Source organism: Rhodoblastus acidophilus, assembly GCF_025961575.1.
Taxonomy (GTDB): Bacteria; Pseudomonadota; Alphaproteobacteria; order Rhizobiales; family Beijerinckiaceae; genus Rhodoblastus; species Rhodoblastus acidophilus_C.
Map to the genome: position 1 here is coordinate 16,344 of NZ_JAOQNX010000007.1, position 15,985 is coordinate 32,328.

The window sequence follows — 15,985 nt, forward strand, 5'->3', positions numbered from 1 at the left end:
CAGCTCCTTCGAAAAACATGGATCAAGCCTTGGCCGCGCCCGCCGGGGCGACGCCCCGCTCCACGGATTGCGCGACCAGCGCGCGGCCTCGTGAAAAATCCTGCGGCGCGCCCTGGCCCTTCATCAGCATGACGCCGAGATTGTAGCGCGCGAGATCGTTGCCCTGTTCGGCGGCGCGCTCGTACCAGCGCACGGCTTCCTCGAAATCGACCGGCGCGCCCGCCCCCGTGCAATGGATGACGCCGAGGCGGAATTGCGCGGCGGAATGGCCCTGCTCGCCGGCGCGCCGCAGCATCTCGACGCCGGCCGCCAGTTTTTCGGCATCGTCCTTCCGCTCGAGCAAGGACAGGGCGACCAGATATTGCGCCTCGCGCTCGCCCATTTCCGCCGCCTTCCCATAGGCCTCGGCCGCCTTGTGCGGCGCTGCTTCGCCACCGTAGCGGCCTGAATGAAGATGGCCGAGCAGCAGCAGCGCTTCGCGTCCGCCGGCCTCGCCCGCCTCGGCGAGCCATTTTTCCGCCGCCGCCAGATCGATCGCGCAACCCTCGCCGATGAGTTGTCGCGCGCCCAGTCGCATGCGCGCGGCGACGTCGCCACTCTCGGCCGCGCGCAAAAGCCATTCCAAGGCCTTGGCGGGATCGCCGTCGCGTTCACAGGCCTCCGACGCCTTCAAAAACGCCGGAAGCAGGCCGCGCTCCGCCGCGAAGACATACCAGCGCGACGCCTGCTCCATGTCGCGCGCCACGCCCTGCCCCGTCGCATGGAGCGCGGCGAGATTGTAGGCGGCCGTCGCGTGCCCCTGCTCCGCAGCGGCGCGGAACCAGCGCGCGGCCTCGGGAAGATTGACGCCGCCCGCGGCGCCCGAGCACAGCATTTCCGCGATCATATATTGCGCGCGCGCGTCGCCCATTTCCGCCGCGCGACGATGCCAGTTGGCGGCTTCGCGCAAGTCCGGTTCGACCTCGCCGCCCGCGCTGTAGAACGCGGCGAGGCGGACCACCGCCGGATAACATCCGGCCTTGGCGGCGCGCCTGAGATAGGTTTCCGCGCGATCCAGATTCTTTGCGAGGCCTTCACCGGAAATGTGCATCTCCGCCGCCGCCAGCAGCGCATGCGGATCGTTCTGTTCCGCCGCCTTCGCATACCAGGCGCCGGCCGCAGCCAAGTCGACGCCGCGGCCCTGTCCCTGATGGAACACGGTGGCGAGCGCCAGTTGCGCGCGGGAGTGCCCGGCCTGCGCGGCCTTTTCATAGAAATCGGCGCCGCGCTCCGCATTGCGCTCGACGCCGACGCCGTTGAAATGCATGTCGCCGAGACCGAATTGCGCATTGCGGTCGCCGCGCTCCGCCGCCCATTCGTACCATTGGCGCGCCGCATCGAGATCGCGCGGCGCCTTTACGCCCTCGAAGAAGACGGCGCCGAGAATGACCCCAGCCTCGACCTCGCCTTGCTCCGCTGCAGAAGCCAGAAGCGCGACGGCCTCTTGGCAGTCCGCATCGATCTGCGCGCCGCCGGGAAACAGCAGCGCGCGATTGTCGTCCGCGCCTTCAGTCGCGCGAAAAAACTCACCAGCGTTGCGGCCGCCGTGAAGCAGGATGCGCGCAAGGCGCAATTGCGCGCCGGCATGACCGCGTTCGGCGCCGCGCCTGTGCCATTTCGCGGCCTCGACGACATCGCGCAACACGCCCCGCCCCTCCTCGAACAGCTTTCCGACGAGATAATCGGCGCGGGCTTCGCCAGCCTCGCTCGCCTTTCTCCACAGGCGAAACGCCTCAAAGAAATTTCCCTCGGCATAAGCCTCTTCGCCCCGTTCGAGCGGCGAGCGGAACAAGCGGGCGATCCCCTGCAAAAGAACTTTGGTCATGGCTCTCTCATCGCTCCACTGAAACCGCTCACCAGGCCGTCGATGATGTAAGAGCCGAGTGGGCGCTTGCCGACATTGATGTCCGCGACCAGGGTCATGCCGGGGATCAGGCGGAAGCCGGCGGGCACATTGATCAAACCAACCTTGGTCACGGCGATGCTGACGCGATAATAGGGTTCGACCGGCTGGCCCGTGTCCTCGTTGGTGACGAAGGCGTTTTCGCTGATCCATTTGACCTCGCCTTCGGCGAGGCCGTGCTCGGCGAAATTGAAGGCGTCGATCTTCAGATAGGCGGGATCGCCCGGACGGATAAAACCGACGTCGCGCGCGGCGACATGGATTTCCGCCGCCACCGGCGACGACAGCGGCATGGCGGTGATGAATTGCTCGCCCTCTCGCATCACCGAGCCGCGCGAAGTCTTGGCGATGGTGAGGATGATCGAATCCTGCTCCGCCACGAGACGGACGAGGTCGCGATGCCGGTGCGCCTTTTCCAGTTGCGCAGCGGCCTGGTCCAGAGAATTTTGCGCCTGCACCATTTCCTTGCGCAGGTCGCCCGACCAGGAGCGCATAAAGGCCTCGCGATCCGCCTGCAGGGACGACAATTGATGGCGCGCCTCGCTGATGCTGTTCGCCTGTCCCTGAAGGGTGCGCTCCGCTTCCAGCCGCGCGTCGGTCGAGGTCCACTGGTTGAGCAGCGAGCCCGCGCCCTTTTCCACCAGGGCGACGCGCATGTTCTCGACTTTTTTCGCGATATCGGCGCGCGCCCGCAGACTGCCGACGTCGGATTCCAGCTTGGCCAGCGTCGCCTCGGTCTGCTTGAATTTCTGGTCGTAGGAATTGAGCTGCGCCTGATATTGCGCGCGCCGCTCGTCGAACAGATCGGATTGCAGCTTGTTGTAATGAAGCTGGTTCGCATTATCGGTCGGCGGAAATTTTAAAGCCCCGCCGTCCAGTTCCGCCTGTTCGCGAAAAATCTGCGCCCGCAGGCTCGCCACCTGCCGCTCGAGCTGGCCGACATCGGCGTCGGCAAAGGTCGGATCGAAGGTGGCGAGCACGTCGCCTTTATGGACGACGTCGCCTTCGCGCACGTCGATGCTGCGCACGATGGACGTGTCGAGCGCCTGATAAATGGTCGGCCGCGTCGAGGTGACGATTTTTCCCGACGTGCTGGCGATGACGCGGTCGATCTGCGTCACCGAACAGATCAAGGCGATGGTCGCCGCGGCGAAGGCGATGAAATGGATGGTGTGGCGCGCGCCGACCGGGTCCGGCGCCTCGCGCAGATTGCCGACTTCCGATTGGAAGCTGCGGACGGTCTTGAGCGTCTTGGCGTCAGACGGCATGAAGCGCCCTCCTCGGCTGCGAGGCGTTCGCCCCGGTGTGAACATGGTCGTTCTGCTGGCTCCACAGGCCGGAATAGACCTCGCAGCGCTCCAGCAATTCGCGATGCGTTCCCATGTCGAGGAACTTTCCGCGGTCGAGAACGAGGATGGCGTCGGAATGAACCAGCGACGACAGCCGGTGCGAGATCGCGATCACCGTGCGCCCCTGAGCGATTTTTTTGATGTTGGCGTTGACGATGGCCTCGCTGTCGGGATCGAGCGCGCTGGTGGCTTCGTCAAGGATGAGGATGCGCGGGTCCTGGATGAGCGCCCGGGCGATGGCGAGCCTTTGCCGCTGGCCGCCGGACAGGTTTGGGGAGCCTTCGTAGATGAAGGTGTCATAGCCGCGCGGCAGACGCTCGATGAATTCCTCGGCGCCCGCGAGCCGCGCCGCGCGCACCATTTCGTCATGGCTGGCGTTGGGCTTGGCGATGATGATGTTTTCGCGGATCGTGCCGGTGAACAGAAAATTCTCCTGCAAGACGATGCCGAGGCTGCGGCGCAGATGGCTGATGTCGTATTCGCGAACGTCGACGCCATCGATCTTGATCGAGCCCTCATATTCGCTGTGGAGACGCTGCAACAAACGCGTGATCGTGGATTTACCGGAGCCGGACCGTCCGACCACGCCCAGCGTCATGCCGGCGGCGACCTCGAACGAGATTTTTTGCAGCGCCGGATTGAGCGCGCCGGGATAGCGGAAGGTGAGTTCGCTGAACTGGATGTGGCCGTCCAGCTCCTTCTTCACCCCGCCATGTGTGATGGCTTCACGCGGCTGATTGACGAGATTGGCGACAATGCGGACGGCGGAGCGCGCCTCGTCATATTGATTGACCAGTTGCGCCATCTGCATCAACGGGCCGGCGACGCGCTGCGATAGCATCAGGAAAGCGAACAGCGCGGAGACGTAAACGGGATCATTGGTGGTGAGCGCGAGATAGGTCCCGACCGCATAGACGCCGGTGACGGCGAAACGCTCCAGCGGACGCACCACCGCCTGGATCACGGCGGAAACCATGCCCTCGCGCTGGCGCAATTGCGCGATCTGGCTGATCTGCACGTCCCAGGAACGCTGCTGCCGGTCTTCGAGCGCCAAAGATTTGACGGTTCTGATGCCTTGCAGGGTCTGGATCAGGAAGGCGCCGCGCTTGCCCTCGGCTTCGAGCACCGCCCAGGTGGCGCGGCGGTAGCTCGGCAGCATGAACAGCAGCCAGCCGGCGATCAGGGCGCAGATGGTGAGCACCAGAAAGGTCAGCAGCGGCGAGAACACGAACATCACGGGCAAGAAGAACAGCAGCATCATCGAATCGAGCATGGTGCCGAACATCTGTCCGGTCATGAACTGGCGGATGCGCCAGACCTCGTTCATGTCGCGCGAAATCATGCCGACCTGGCTGCGCTCGAAGAAATCGATGGGCAACCGCAAAACCTTGTCGAACATGTATTCGGAAATGCGGATGTCGACGCGGGTCGTCAGCACGAGCAGCAGATATGAGCGCAAGAAGGCGAGGCCCGCCTCGGTGAAGGTCAGCACCAGCATGACCAGGCAGAGCACGTTGAACGTGCTCATGGCGTGATAATAAATCACCTTGTCCGACAGCAGCCGCCAGAAGATGATCGGCGCCAGCGCCAGCAGGCCCAGCAGCAGCGCCGAGAGCGTGAGGTCGCGCACCAGCCTTTTTTCCCGCCACAACAAAGCGGCGATCAGGCGAATGGAGAACGGCTGTTCCTCGTCGACGATCTCGTAATGGCGCTTCACCAGCACGACCTCGCCGGTCCAGGCGTCCTCGAGGCGGTGGCGGTCGATCGGCATTTCCGCATCGGATGCGCCGGCGGGATCGCGCACGAAGGCGATGGGATGTTCGTTGTCCCGCAGGCCGGTGAGAACCAGGCAATTGCCGTTCTTCAGTTCGACGATGGCGGGAAGCGCCCGGCCGAGTTTTACCAGCCCCTCCCATGAAAGCTTCACCTTCTTGGCGCGCAGCCCGGCGCGCCGCGCGCAATGCAGCAGCATGTCCGCATCGACGCAGGGGCTTTCGAGCCCGTTGTCGTCGACGAGCTTTTCGATGCTCAGCGACACTTCCAGCTCTCGCGCGACCAAGACCAAAGCCGCGAGATTCGACGCTCCTGCCGCCATGCCTATGCGCTCCCTCGTCATCACATCGGGCGGGCGGCGCGCGCAAATTTTTATGATGCGCGCGCCAAACCCTGGTCAGAGCTTGAGATGCTGGCCGTTGGCGAAATCGATTTCGCTGACCTTGCTCATCTGCATGGATTGCCCGCCATAGGACACGGTGGTCACGCCGGTCTTGGCGTCGGTGTTGATGGCGACGTCGTTTCTGTTGAGATCGGCGAATTCGACGATGCTGGTTCCCCCCGTCGCGCTGCCCTTGATCACATCGCCGCCGAACGTGTCCGACGAGACGATGAAGGTGGTCTTGCTCAGCGGGCCGGAGCCGCCATACATGGTGTCGTGGCCATAACCGGAAATCAGCGTCGAATTGCCCGTGCCGCCATAGAGCTTGTCGTCGCCGCTGGTGGCCATCAGCGTGTCGTTGCCGGAGCCCGCCTTGAGGATCTGGTCGCCGCTGCCCGCGATCAGCAGCGCCGCGCCGCTGTGCGACGACGAGCCATAGAGCGCCTGGGCGCCGTCGCCGCCGACGAGCGTGTCATGGCCGGTGCCCGCATAAATGGAATCCGCGCCGGCGCCGCCGAACAAGAGATTGTCGCCGCCGGCGGCGACGAGCTTGGCCGCGCCGGTCGCCGAGGTCGACCCATAGACCGTGTCCGATCCGGAAGCGGAAATCGTGTCGAAGCCTTCGCCCGCCTGAACCTCGATGCCCTGGCCCGCTGCAAATTTCATGTTGTAAACGGTATGGTCGCTGGTCGAATCCGCCTGATCGATCTGCACGCCTTGCAGCGTCAGCGAACCGCCGGTCCCGATCGAAGCCAATTGCTGCTCAAAGCTGGCGAGCTGATCGTCCGACAGCGCGCCGAGCGAGGGATTGAGCGTATTGAGAATGGATTGGACGGCTGCGTCCGATACCGTTTGGGCCGTCGAAAGATCCAGAGCATATTGCGCCATAAACAACCTCCTGTTGTGTGATGTCCTCAGGGATCATCCCTGTCCTCTCAAACAGCGCGTTCTGCCGCGCGCATCGGTTTGAAGACCCGCAATCCTGTTCCGGGCTTCGTCATTTCGGGCCCCGGCGCGGGCCTCTCGCTCGCAGCGGCGTTTTCGATCGGCGCGACCTGCAAGCGCAGGCCGACCAGCGGATCGACGCCCGCATAACTGGAGAATTCCAGGCTCTCGCCGGAGTCGACGACCGCCGGCAGTCCGAGGAAAACCGCCTCGCCCTGAAGGCGGAAACGGCCGGAGCCGCCGGCGATGCGCACGCGCAGTCCGACGAGCGGCAGACTGCGGCCGCGCGTGCCCGCGAAAGCGCCGGCTTGGACCCAGTCGGACCATCGCCCGCCGGCGCCGGAAACCAGCGCCTGATATTCGAGTTTTTCGCCCGCGGGCGCGCTCCAGTGCAGCGTGACGCCCTCGATCACCGCAGGCGATCCGGGACCGCCGATCCAGGCGCCGCCAGCCGCGCCGACATCGCCTTTTCGCGCAACATGGCAGACGAAGCCGAAGCCCGCGGCGTTCCGTTCGGGGCGCAGATCCGGCGCGCGCTCCGCGGCGCCCTGGCCGGTTCCGCGCGCGACGACAATGCCCGAACGCGTCGGCCTCGCAGCGTCGCCGGCGGCGCTCGACACGGCCGGGGGGCGCCCGCGCCGCCCGGGACCATGGGGATCGGCTGAAGTGGGAGCCGCGACGTCGATGCGCGCCTGCGGCTCTATCGGCTCCTCTCGGCGCGCCGGTCCGATCGCGCCGTCGAGCGAAGGGGTCGCCGCTTCGATCATCTTGCCGAGCGGCTCGATCTTGATTTCGGCGCCGTCATCTTCGCCGGGCGCGCCGACGATGGTGAGCTGAACGCGGCCGCTGCGTTCCGCGACCACCAGCGCATAGGCGCCCGGCGCCGCAAGCACGCCGGATGTGGCGCCCGGCGCGAAGATCAGCGCCACGGAATTTTCGGAGGCCGGCGACGTGCGCAGGAACAAATGCGGCGGAACGGACGCCCCGGCGGCCACGTAGCGCAGCACAAAAATGCCGGGCGCGACGGGGATGGTGACGACGCGCTCTCCCCTGGTTTCCGACTGGCTCATGCATGTCCTCCCGAACTCGACGGCCAATCGTTAGCAACATGTAATGTTTTCGCCCAGACGCAAAAGTTAAAACTGTTTAACAGAACATACCATGACGCCACAATTTTCTACTCAAACATCTGACTACTTCATTTTGCGAATAAGAATCATAATTCGCGTTCACCAACAGCATAAAACCAAGCAGAACCGATCTTTTTTGATATTCCACTGACGCGCAGGCATAGCGGATAATAGGATTTATTGACGCAGGTAAGCCTCGATTCCCGCCAGAAAGGCGCAGTTATGTTTTGCGTTTCAACCAGTATCCGCATGTCTACAATGCGCCTCACGACGCGAAGCTCCGCAGCGTTTGAAAGCAACGAGCGAAATCACCGTAATATGATCCAAAGCTTGATGCTGAACTTCACTGTAATGACGTTGCGTAGCCATGACGCGTCGCGCAAGCCGAGGTCGCGCCGCGCCTTTGCCGCGAGCGCCTGAATTGCGCCCGGGAAACATCGGCTTAGCCATGGCGCCGGCGGGCGCTGAGCCCGAGGCCGCGCTCGTCGCGCTCCATTGCGGCGACGCACAATCCGCGCTCGCTTACGCCGACCGGTGGCGCCGTATCGGCGGCGCCTCCGTCGCCAGCCTGATGACGCGAAGCGAAGCCGCGCGCCTCGCCGGATTCGACGATCTCGCACAGGCCGATCTTGTCGCCGCGCTCGCGCGCGATCCGCTCAATCCGCTCGGCGCGCGCAAGGTATTGGAGCGGAATCTGCGCGACCTCGGTTCGGGCGCGGCGAAGGCGCTGTTGGCGCGCAGCGCGGACGAAGCTGCGGGTGCGCTCGCCCATCTCGCCGCTTGCGGCGCCGCCGGCGCCGCCGCGATCCGATATGTTCCGCCGGCAAAGATCGAGGGATGGGCGGCGTGGCGCGCGGACAGAACAGCGAGCGTTTCCATCTTCGGCGAGCGCGTGGAAACCTTCGCGCTTACGCCCGATCCCGCCGACCCGCGCGCGCGTTTTTTCGGCTGCGCCGCCGCCTTTTCCCTTGAAGCCACCGACCGCGAAAGCGTCCTCGCTCAGGTGTCCGCAGGCGATGCGGTTCTGGCCTCAGTCCGTCTGCCTTGGCGCGGCCGAGAGACGCGAGCGCAGGCGCCCTGCGGTCCCGGAACCGCGACCATCGTCATTCCCGTCTACGACGATCTCGACGCCACGCGCGCCTGTCTGGACTGCGTCGATGCGGTGCTGCACGCGACGGCCGACGTCCATGTTTTGATCCTCGACGACGCCTCGCCCACCCCCGCCCTTTCCGAATATTTGCGCCAGTTCTCGCGCCGCTCCATGACCCGTCTCGTGGTCAACCCTCGCAACCGCGGCTATGTCGGAACCGTCAACCGCGCGCTGTCGCTGATCCCCGACGGCGACGTTCTGCTGCTCAATGCCGACACGCTGGTCGCGCCCGATATTGTGACCCGTTTCCGTCGCATCGCACGCCGCGACCCGCGCATCGGCGCGATCAACCCGCTGAGCAACCACGGCGAATTCGTCAGTTTTCCCAAACCCTTCGTCGAGAACGCTTTTGACGAAGGGTGGACGCGCGTCCATGAAACCGCCGGCGCCGTCAATCGCGATATCGTCGTCGACACGCCCGCCAGCATCGGCTTCTGCCTGTATCTGACGCGCGCCTGCCTGAACGCCGTCGGCGCGCTCTGCGAGGAATATGACAACGGCTATCTCGAAGACGCCGATTTCGCCTTGCGCATCCGCGAAGCCGGATTTCGCAACGTCTGCGCGCCCTCGATTTTCACGCCGCATCTGGGATCGCGATCGTTTCGCGGCGAGAAACGTCAACTGGTCGCCCGCAACCATCGCGTGCTGAAGCGCCGCTTCCCCGCCCACGAAGCCGAATGCGACGCCTATATGTTGCTCGACCCGCTCGCCGCTGCGCGGGAAAAAATCGAGCGGGCGCTGATCGCCGATGCGCCGGGACGGCGCCTGTTGATCGGCCCGGCGCGCGCCCGCGCGATCCTCACGCTGCGCGCCCGCGTGCTTGTCGAACAGGGCGGAAAACCCGTGATCGGCCTCTGCTCGCATGACGGCGCCGGCTGGCGGTTGCGGCTCCAAGGTTTTGGCGGCGCGCCGCAAAAACTCGACATCGCCCTCGACGCCGACGCGGCTGTCGACCTGTTTGGCGCGCTGTCTCCGGAGACGATCGAGATCGCCGGAGAAGGCGAACTGGCGCCGGCTCTGCTTCGCACGCTGACAAAAATTCGCGCGCCGCTGCTGCGCCTTGTCGCGGAGATGCCGATGCGGACCAACGCGCTCGCCATGACCGGGGAAATCCCATTAGACGCGATGAGCCGCGCCGCCTGCGGGGACTTCCCGCTCAGCGTCGCAGCCTGCGTCGCGGAAGCAGGACCGGCGCTCGGGATCATTCTGCCGGAGGAGACCTCTCAAACCCTCTCCTTCCTGCTCGATCTCGCCAACACGCCCGCGGCCGGGCGAGCGATCGTCCTCGGGGGAACCTCGATCGACGCGCGGCTGATGGGACGCGGCCTGTTCGTCACCGGTCCGATCGGTGACGAACAGGAGCGCGTCGCGCGGCAATATGGCGTCGGCCGCTATCTGCTCCCCTATCGCAGCTCGCATTATTGGGCGCTCGAATCCTGGCGCCGGGTCCGTGCGCTGCCGGCCGCCTATTTCGACTGGTCCGGCGCGAATTTCCGCGAATGCGCCGAAGACCTTTCCCTGCATCCTTCATCCGACACGCCCAAAACCCTGCTCCAGATTGAGCAATGGCTGGAAACGAACCCGAGCGCGCCATGACCCTCGTCAGCGATTTTTTTCGGCGCGATGCGCGCGCCGTCTCCGGCTTCGCCTTTGACGCCGCGCAACCCGAACGGCGTTTCACCGTCGAACTGCTCGTCGACGGGTTGCACATCGGCGCTGCGCTGGCCGATCACGCCAGCGCGCCCGCGAAAGAGCGCGGTCTTGGCGACGGCTGTTGCGGCTTCACCTTCGTGGTCCCCGAAACCCTTCTCGCCCATGCCAAAATGGTCGAGGCGCGGCTCGCAAATATTGGCGCGCCGGTCGGCGCGCCGCTTCTGTTCGGCGGCGAAACTCCCGCACAAGCGGTTGCTCCGTCGTCACATGGTTTTGTCGAATGGAGCGGCGGCCTGCGCTTCACCGGCTGGGCGGATTCGAACGACGGGGCGCCGCCCGAAATTGCAATCCTGATCGACGGCGAACGCGTCGCCACCGCGCGCGCGGAAAACTGGCGGCACGTCGACCGTCCGCGCCCCCAGGCGAAATTCGGTTTTGATGTCACCCTCCCCGACCATCTGGCTGACGGGCGGGTTTGGACCGCCTCCTTCCTGGTGGGGCGCGGCATCGAGCTTGAGGGCAGTCCGGTGACTTTCGTGGCGCCGCCCGGCGGGCTCGAAGCGACGCTTGCCAAGCTGGACGCGCCGCCCGGCCAACGGCTCACCGCGCAGTTTTTCGACCGCCTGATGCCGGGCGCGCTGCCGTTCAGCCGCTACGCGGGAGCGCGCGAAAATTTTGCGCCCGCGGCGCCCGCGCCGAGCGAAATTTTTATCGGCGTGCTCGCGCTCGATGGCGAAGGCGTAGAGGCGACGCTGGAAAGTCTCGAAACGCAAACGCATCGCCGCTGGACCTGCGGCGTGCTGCCCTGCGCCGAAAGCGCGTTGACTTTTTCTCCACAGGACCTCGCCGATTTCCTCCGCGACCACGCTGGCGGAATCGCCTGGTTTCTGTTCGTCGCGCCCGGCGCCGCGCTTAACGCCGACGCGCTCGCGCGCTTCGCCGCCGCCGCCGACGCGCATCCCGACGCCAGCCTCATCTATGCCGATTACGAGATCGGCGGCTGGCCGGTCGCCCTGCCCGCCTTCGACTATGAGCGCATGTTGGAGCAGGCCTATTTCGCTCCAATCTTCCTCATCCCGCGCGCCACGGTCGAATGCGCCGTCGCGCGCGCCAAAACTCTTTTTCGGCTCGCGAATCTGACCTTTGACGAGAAGGGCGCCGGCGAAAAAACCGTCCACCTGCCGGGGCCGGCGATGCGCATGGAGGGCCGCCTCGACGATTCCGGCCTGCTGGCGCAGGCGACATCCGCGCATCTGCGACAGAGGCGGATCGCGGCGAAAGTCGACCCGGTCGCAAGCGCATCGGCGCCGCGCTGCCGCGTTCAGCGTGAGGGCGGCGGCAAAGTGTCGATCCTCATTCCGACGCGCAACCGCCACGATCTCCTGCGCGCCTGCATCGACAGCATTTTGCCCGCGACCGCTGGGGTCCACGAGATCATCGTGATCGACAACGATTCCAGCGATCCGCAGACGTTTCGTGTTTTGGAGCAAGCCGCGCAAAAAGGCGTCGTGGTCGTGCGGGCGCCGGGGCCGTTCAATTTTTCCCACATCAACACTCTCGCCGCCGCCAAGGCCGAGGGCGACTTGCTTTGCTTCCTCAACAATGACGTCGTCGCCCGGGACGCGCATTGGCTGGAGGAAATGGCCTCGCGTCTCGCTGACGAGACCGTCGGCGTCGTCGGCGCGAAACTGCTGTGGCCGAGCGGCGTCGTCCAGCATGGCGGCGTCACGCTCGGGGTGAATTTTGGCTGCGCGCATGATTTTCGCGACCGCATCGACCGGGACCCCGGCTATTTCGGCGCGCTGGAAGTCGCCCGAGAAACCAGCGCGGTGACGGCGGCGTGCATGATGACGCGCAAAAACCTGTTTCTCGAGCTCGGCGGTTTTGACGCGCTGCGTTTCCCCATCAATTTCAATGATGTCGATTATTGCCTGCGTGTGCGCGAAAAGGGGTTGCGGGTGGTGTTCACGCCGCACGCGGTCCTCACCCATCACGAGTCGGCGTCGCGCGGAAAAGAGGACGCCACAAGCCGCTTTCGCCGCGAGCTTTGGATGCTCCGGCACAAGTGGAGCGAGGCTTTGGCCGCCGACCCGTTTTACAGCCCGCTGCTCGCGCTGTCGGACCCGTCCTATTCCGCCCTGGCCTGGCCGCCGCGATCGCTGGCGCCGCGCCGAAACCAGATCCAACCCGGCGTGCAGCCGCCGCCGGGCTATTAGAGGATGACGCTCATGGACAAGCCTGCTCCGCGCTTCGTGCTTCATGTCGGATGCGGCCCGCGCCGCAAATTGCATCCTGCGTTCCAGGGCGCCGGCTGGCGGGAAATCCGCCTCGACATCGACCCCCACGTCGAACCCGATGTCGTCGCCTCCATGGTCGACATGCGCGCGACGGTCGCCGATGGCGCCGTGGACGCGATCTGGTCGTCGCACAACATCGAGCATCTTTTCGCCCATGAGGCGCGGCAGGCGCTGGCTGAATTCCGCCGCGTGCTGCGCCCCGACGGTTTTGCCCTGATCACCTGTCCCGATGTCGTCGCCATCGCCCAGCTCATCGTCGAAGGCAAATTCGACCAGCCCGTCTACACCTCGCCGGCCGGCCCCATTTCGCCGCTCGACATGCTTTGGGGCCACCAGGGCGCCATCGCCGCGGGCAACGCTTTTATGGCGCATCGCATGGGTTTTAGCCGCGAGAGCCTCGGCTATGCCCTGGCCCATGCAGGCTTTGCCGAAGCCTGGTGCTGTCGCGGCGACGGCTACGACCTCTGGGCCGTCGGTTTTATGCGCGACGCCGATCGCCTGGGCATCCACCGCGCCCTGGCGCAAGCCGGACTGCCCTTCTCCGAACCCCGCAGGGCCGTTGCATGAAGCTGCTGTTCGTCCACAACAATTTCCCTGCGCAATTCCGCAATCTGGCGACGGCGCTGGCGGGAGACCCTCGCGTGCAAATGGCCGCCATCGGCAGCGAAACCGCGCGCGCCATGCCGGGCGTGTCGCTGCACCGCTATGCGGGCGTAGCGCCCCACACGCCCGCGCATAGTTTTTCCAGGCGGTTCGACGGCGAGACCCGCCGCGCCGAGCAGGTGCTGTACGCGGCGACGCGGCTCGCGCAGGACGGGTTCGTCCCCGACCTGATCCTGGTTCATCCCGGCTGGGGCGAAAACCTGCCGCTGCGCGCGGTCTTTCCCAAGGCGAAACTCGTCGTCTATTGCGAATATTATTATCGCGCCGAAGGCGGCGATGTCGGCTTCGACCCGGAGTTCCCCGCGCTCGGCGTCGACGGCGCCGTGGCGCTGGACTGCAAGAACGCCGCGACCTTGCTGGCGCTCGCCTCCTGCGACGCGGCGCTGTCGCCGACGCGCTGGCAAAAATCGACATTTCCGTCGGATTTTCGCCACAAGATCGAGGTCATCCACGAGGGCGTCGACACCGATTATTTCGCGCCCGATCCCGGCGCGGCGCTGACTCTGAGCGATGGTGTGCGCCTCAGCGCAACCGACGAGATCGTCACCTATTCGGCGCGCAGCCTTGAGCCGATCCGCGGTTTTCACAGTTTTATGCGCACGCTGCCCCGCGTCCTCGAGGCGCGGCCCAAGGCAAAGATCGTCATCGTCGGCGACGATGGAATCTCCTACGGCGTGCCCCCCCGTAAGCATCCGACATGGAAGGCGGCGCTGCTCGATGAACTGCGGGGACGCCTCGACGAACGGCGCGTGCTGTTTCTCGGCCGCCTGCCCTATGGCGATTATCGCCGCGTGCTGCAGGTTTCATCGGCGCATGTCTATCTGACCTATCCCTTCGTGCTCTCCTGGTCGCTTCTGGAAGCGATGAGCGCCGGCTGTCTGGTGATCGGCTCCGACACGGCGCCGGTGCGCGAAATGATCGACGGCGACAATGGCTTGCTCGCGCCCATGTTCGACCGCGAAGCTCTCGCCGAAACCATCGTCGGCGCCCTCGCCGATCCCGAGGCCCATGCGATCCGACGCGTGCGCGCACGGCAATTCGTGCGGGATCATTTTAACGCGCGCGGCATTTGCACGCCGAAGCTCATCCACTGGATTGAAGGACTGGTGGGATCGCACAACGTCGAGGCGCCGGGAATTGGCTTGGCGTTTCCGCCGCAGGTTGAGGCGCTGCGGGCGTCGGGGCGTTAAAGCGTGATCTGCACCCGTCATCGGAAAGATGCGCATGGGCGGTCCCGCGAGCCTGATCCTCCTGTTCACGCTGATTTACGCCGGTTTTGGCGCGCTTTCGCCCTACCTGCCGCCGCTGCTGCAGGCGCGCGGCCTGCCGCCTGAATCGATCGGCGCCGTCATCGGCGCCGGCGTGCTCGTGCGCATGGCGGTCGCGCCTCTGCTGGGCCACGCCGCCGACGCCCGTCGCGCCGTTTGCCGGGCGCTGGCCGGCGCCTGCGCCGGCTCGGCGCTCGCCGCCGCCTCCTATGCCGCGCCGCTCGCCGGCCCCGCGCTGATCGCCCTTGCGCTTGCGCAAGCCGCCGCGCTGGCGCCGACCGCGCCCTTCGCCGACGCCATCGCGGTCTCCGCCGCCGCGCGCGAAAAATTTTCCTACGGCCGCATCCGAGGTTTTGGCTCGGCCGCCTTCATCCTGGGCTCGCTTGCGGGCGGCGCCCTTGCGGCGCGATTTGGCGCGACCGCTCCGGCGCTGGTTCAGGCCGTCCTGCTGGCGCTCGCCACACTCGCCGCCCTGCGCGCGCCTGAGCCCGCGATGCAGGCTGAGGCGCAGGGATCGCGATGGTCGGAGGTTCTGGCCAACAGGGAGTTTCGCATTGTCGTCCTCATCGCGGCGCTGGCGCTTGGCAGCCACGCGCTCCATGACGGCTTCGCAATGATCTACTGGACGCAGGCGGGCGTCTCTCCCTTTGTCGCCGGCCTGCTCTGGTCCGAAAGCGTGGCCTCGGAAGTGCTGGTTTTTCTGCTGGTCGGTCCGGCATTGCTGCGCCGGCTTGGCGAGCGCGGCGCCTTCGCGCTGGCGATCGGCGCCGCCATCCTGCGCTGGAGCGTGATGGCGCTGACCGCCGCCGCGCCGGCCATGGCTTTCACCGAGCCGCTGCACGGACTGAGTTTTGCCTTGCTGCATCTCACCGCCATGTCGGTGATCGGCCGCGCCGTGCCCGCAGACGCCGCCGCTACCGCGCAAAGCCTTTATGGCGCTCTGGGCGTCGGCGCGGCGACGGCCGCCATGTCGCTGGCCTCCGGCATTTTGTTCGCGCGGTTCGGCGGCGCGAGCTTTTGGGCCATGGCGGCGTTGGCGGGTCTCGCCCTGCCCTTGATCCTGGCGCTTCCCCGCAACGCGAAGATCGCGTGAGAGAAGGGAACCCCGTTCGGCAGGTTGCTGTTCTTGCACTCTCATAGGAAACGGGAGGATGAATCCATGCCGGCGAAACTTTTGCTTTCCGCGGCCTTCGCGCTGCTGCTGTCGCAGGCCGCCGTCGCGCAGGAGTGCAAGGAAGACAAGGATTGCGGCTCCGGCCAAGTCTGCATCCTCGCGATGAACCCGCATGTCTGCAAGGCGCCGCAAGCCGCCGGCGCGCCTTGCAAGCGCGACGTCGTCTGCGCCTCCGGGACATGCGACATGTCCGCCGGAGTCTGCAAGTAAGCCGATGCGCCTCACTCGAAAGGCGAACTGACCGCCCGGAACCAACCCG

11 protein-coding genes are annotated in these 15,985 nt (G+C 65.7%); 6 read left to right on the plus strand and 5 right to left on the minus strand.

The window, feature by feature from the left end; translation table 11 throughout:
• Positions 1-22 precede the first annotated feature (22 nt).
• The 5 genes from M2320_RS06330 to M2320_RS06350 all read right to left on the minus strand — a co-directional run bounded on the left by M2320_RS06330 (position 23) and on the right by M2320_RS06350 (position 7,461).
• On the minus strand, positions 23-1,864 hold the full coding sequence (locus M2320_RS06330; protein ID WP_264596551.1) for a tetratricopeptide repeat protein: 1,842 nt from the start codon (positions 1,862-1,864) through the stop codon (positions 23-25).
• Positions 1,861-3,210 carry an HlyD family type I secretion periplasmic adaptor subunit gene (locus M2320_RS06335; RefSeq protein WP_264596552.1) on the minus strand — a complete coding sequence of 450 codons (1,350 nt, stop codon included), beginning with the start codon at positions 3,208-3,210 and terminating at the stop codon, positions 1,861-1,863. Before M2320_RS06335 ends, M2320_RS06330 begins: the two co-directional genes overlap by 4 nt.
• Positions 3,200-5,386, minus strand: coding sequence for a peptidase domain-containing ABC transporter (locus tag M2320_RS06340; RefSeq protein ID WP_264596553.1), 2,187 nt, complete (start codon positions 5,384-5,386; stop codon positions 3,200-3,202). Before M2320_RS06340 ends, M2320_RS06335 begins: the two co-directional genes overlap by 11 nt.
• Positions 5,387-5,461: 75 nt before the next feature.
• The gene (locus M2320_RS06345) at positions 5,462-6,334 is read right to left on the minus strand and encodes a calcium-binding protein (RefSeq protein ID WP_184428754.1); all 873 of its coding nucleotides are present in this window, start codon (positions 6,332-6,334) and stop codon (positions 5,462-5,464) included.
• 47 nt (positions 6,335-6,381) lie between these two features.
• Positions 6,382-7,461: a hypothetical protein gene (locus tag M2320_RS06350; protein WP_264596554.1), complete on the minus strand. Its 1,080-nt coding sequence runs from the start codon at positions 7,459-7,461 to the stop codon at positions 6,382-6,384.
• A 508-nt stretch (positions 7,462-7,969) separates the two neighbouring features.
• On the opposite strand from M2320_RS06350, the gene M2320_RS06355 reads away from it, so the two are divergent.
• From M2320_RS06355 to M2320_RS06380, 6 genes are all read left to right on the plus strand, one after another.
• A complete protein-coding gene (locus M2320_RS06355) occupies positions 7,970-10,267 on the plus strand; it encodes a glycosyltransferase family 2 protein (protein WP_264596555.1) in 2,298 nt (765 codons plus the stop codon).
• Positions 10,237-12,540 carry a glycosyltransferase family 2 protein gene (locus M2320_RS06360; protein ID WP_264596556.1) on the plus strand — a complete coding sequence of 768 codons (2,304 nt, stop codon included), beginning with the start codon at positions 10,237-10,239 and terminating at the stop codon, positions 12,538-12,540. The genes M2320_RS06355 and M2320_RS06360 overlap by 31 nt, the downstream gene beginning before the upstream one ends.
• Before the next feature lie 12 nt (positions 12,541-12,552).
• Positions 12,553-13,188 carry a class I SAM-dependent methyltransferase gene (locus tag M2320_RS06365; RefSeq protein WP_264596557.1) on the plus strand — a complete coding sequence of 212 codons (636 nt, stop codon included), beginning with the start codon at positions 12,553-12,555 and terminating at the stop codon, positions 13,186-13,188.
• Entirely contained in the window at positions 13,185-14,474 is a 1,290-nt protein-coding gene (locus M2320_RS06370) for a glycosyltransferase (RefSeq protein WP_264596558.1), read from the plus strand. Before M2320_RS06365 ends, M2320_RS06370 begins: the two co-directional genes overlap by 4 nt.
• 34 nt (positions 14,475-14,508) lie before the next feature.
• On the plus strand, positions 14,509-15,645 hold the full coding sequence (locus tag M2320_RS06375; RefSeq protein WP_264596559.1) for an MFS transporter: 1,137 nt from the start codon (positions 14,509-14,511) through the stop codon (positions 15,643-15,645).
• 66 nt (positions 15,646-15,711) lie between these two features.
• Positions 15,712-15,936, plus strand: a complete 225-nt coding sequence (locus tag M2320_RS06380) for a dickkopf-related protein (RefSeq protein ID WP_264596560.1) — start codon at positions 15,712-15,714, stop codon at positions 15,934-15,936.
• The last annotated feature ends 49 nt before the right edge of the window (positions 15,937-15,985 follow it).

Bases quoted from the DNA above. Each gene is read 5' to 3' on its own strand.
- M2320_RS06370 (WP_264596558.1), top strand. From the start codon at position 13,185: ATGAAGCTGCTGTTCGTCCACAACAATTTCCCTGCGCAATTCCGCAAT.
- M2320_RS06380 (WP_264596560.1), top strand. From the start codon at position 15,712: ATGCCGGCGAAACTTTTGCTTTCCGCGGCCTTCGCGCTGCTGCTGTCG.
- M2320_RS06345 (WP_184428754.1), bottom strand. From the start codon at position 6,334: ATGGCGCAATATGCTCTGGATCTTTCGACGGCCCAAACGGTATCGGAC.
- M2320_RS06375 (WP_264596559.1), top strand. From the start codon at position 14,509: ATGGGCGGTCCCGCGAGCCTGATCCTCCTGTTCACGCTGATTTACGCC.
- M2320_RS06355 (WP_264596555.1), top strand. From the start codon at position 7,970: ATGGCGCCGGCGGGCGCTGAGCCCGAGGCCGCGCTCGTCGCGCTCCAT.
- M2320_RS06330 (WP_264596551.1), bottom strand. From the start codon at position 1,864: ATGACCAAAGTTCTTTTGCAGGGGATCGCCCGCTTGTTCCGCTCGCCG.
- M2320_RS06335 (WP_264596552.1), bottom strand. From the start codon at position 3,210: ATGCCGTCTGACGCCAAGACGCTCAAGACCGTCCGCAGCTTCCAATCG.
- M2320_RS06350 (WP_264596554.1), bottom strand. From the start codon at position 7,461: ATGAGCCAGTCGGAAACCAGGGGAGAGCGCGTCGTCACCATCCCCGTC.
- M2320_RS06340 (WP_264596553.1), bottom strand. From the start codon at position 5,386: ATGGCGGCAGGAGCGTCGAATCTCGCGGCTTTGGTCTTGGTCGCGCGA.
- M2320_RS06365 (WP_264596557.1), top strand. From the start codon at position 12,553: ATGGACAAGCCTGCTCCGCGCTTCGTGCTTCATGTCGGATGCGGCCCG.
- M2320_RS06360 (WP_264596556.1), top strand. From the start codon at position 10,237: ATGGCTGGAAACGAACCCGAGCGCGCCATGACCCTCGTCAGCGATTTT.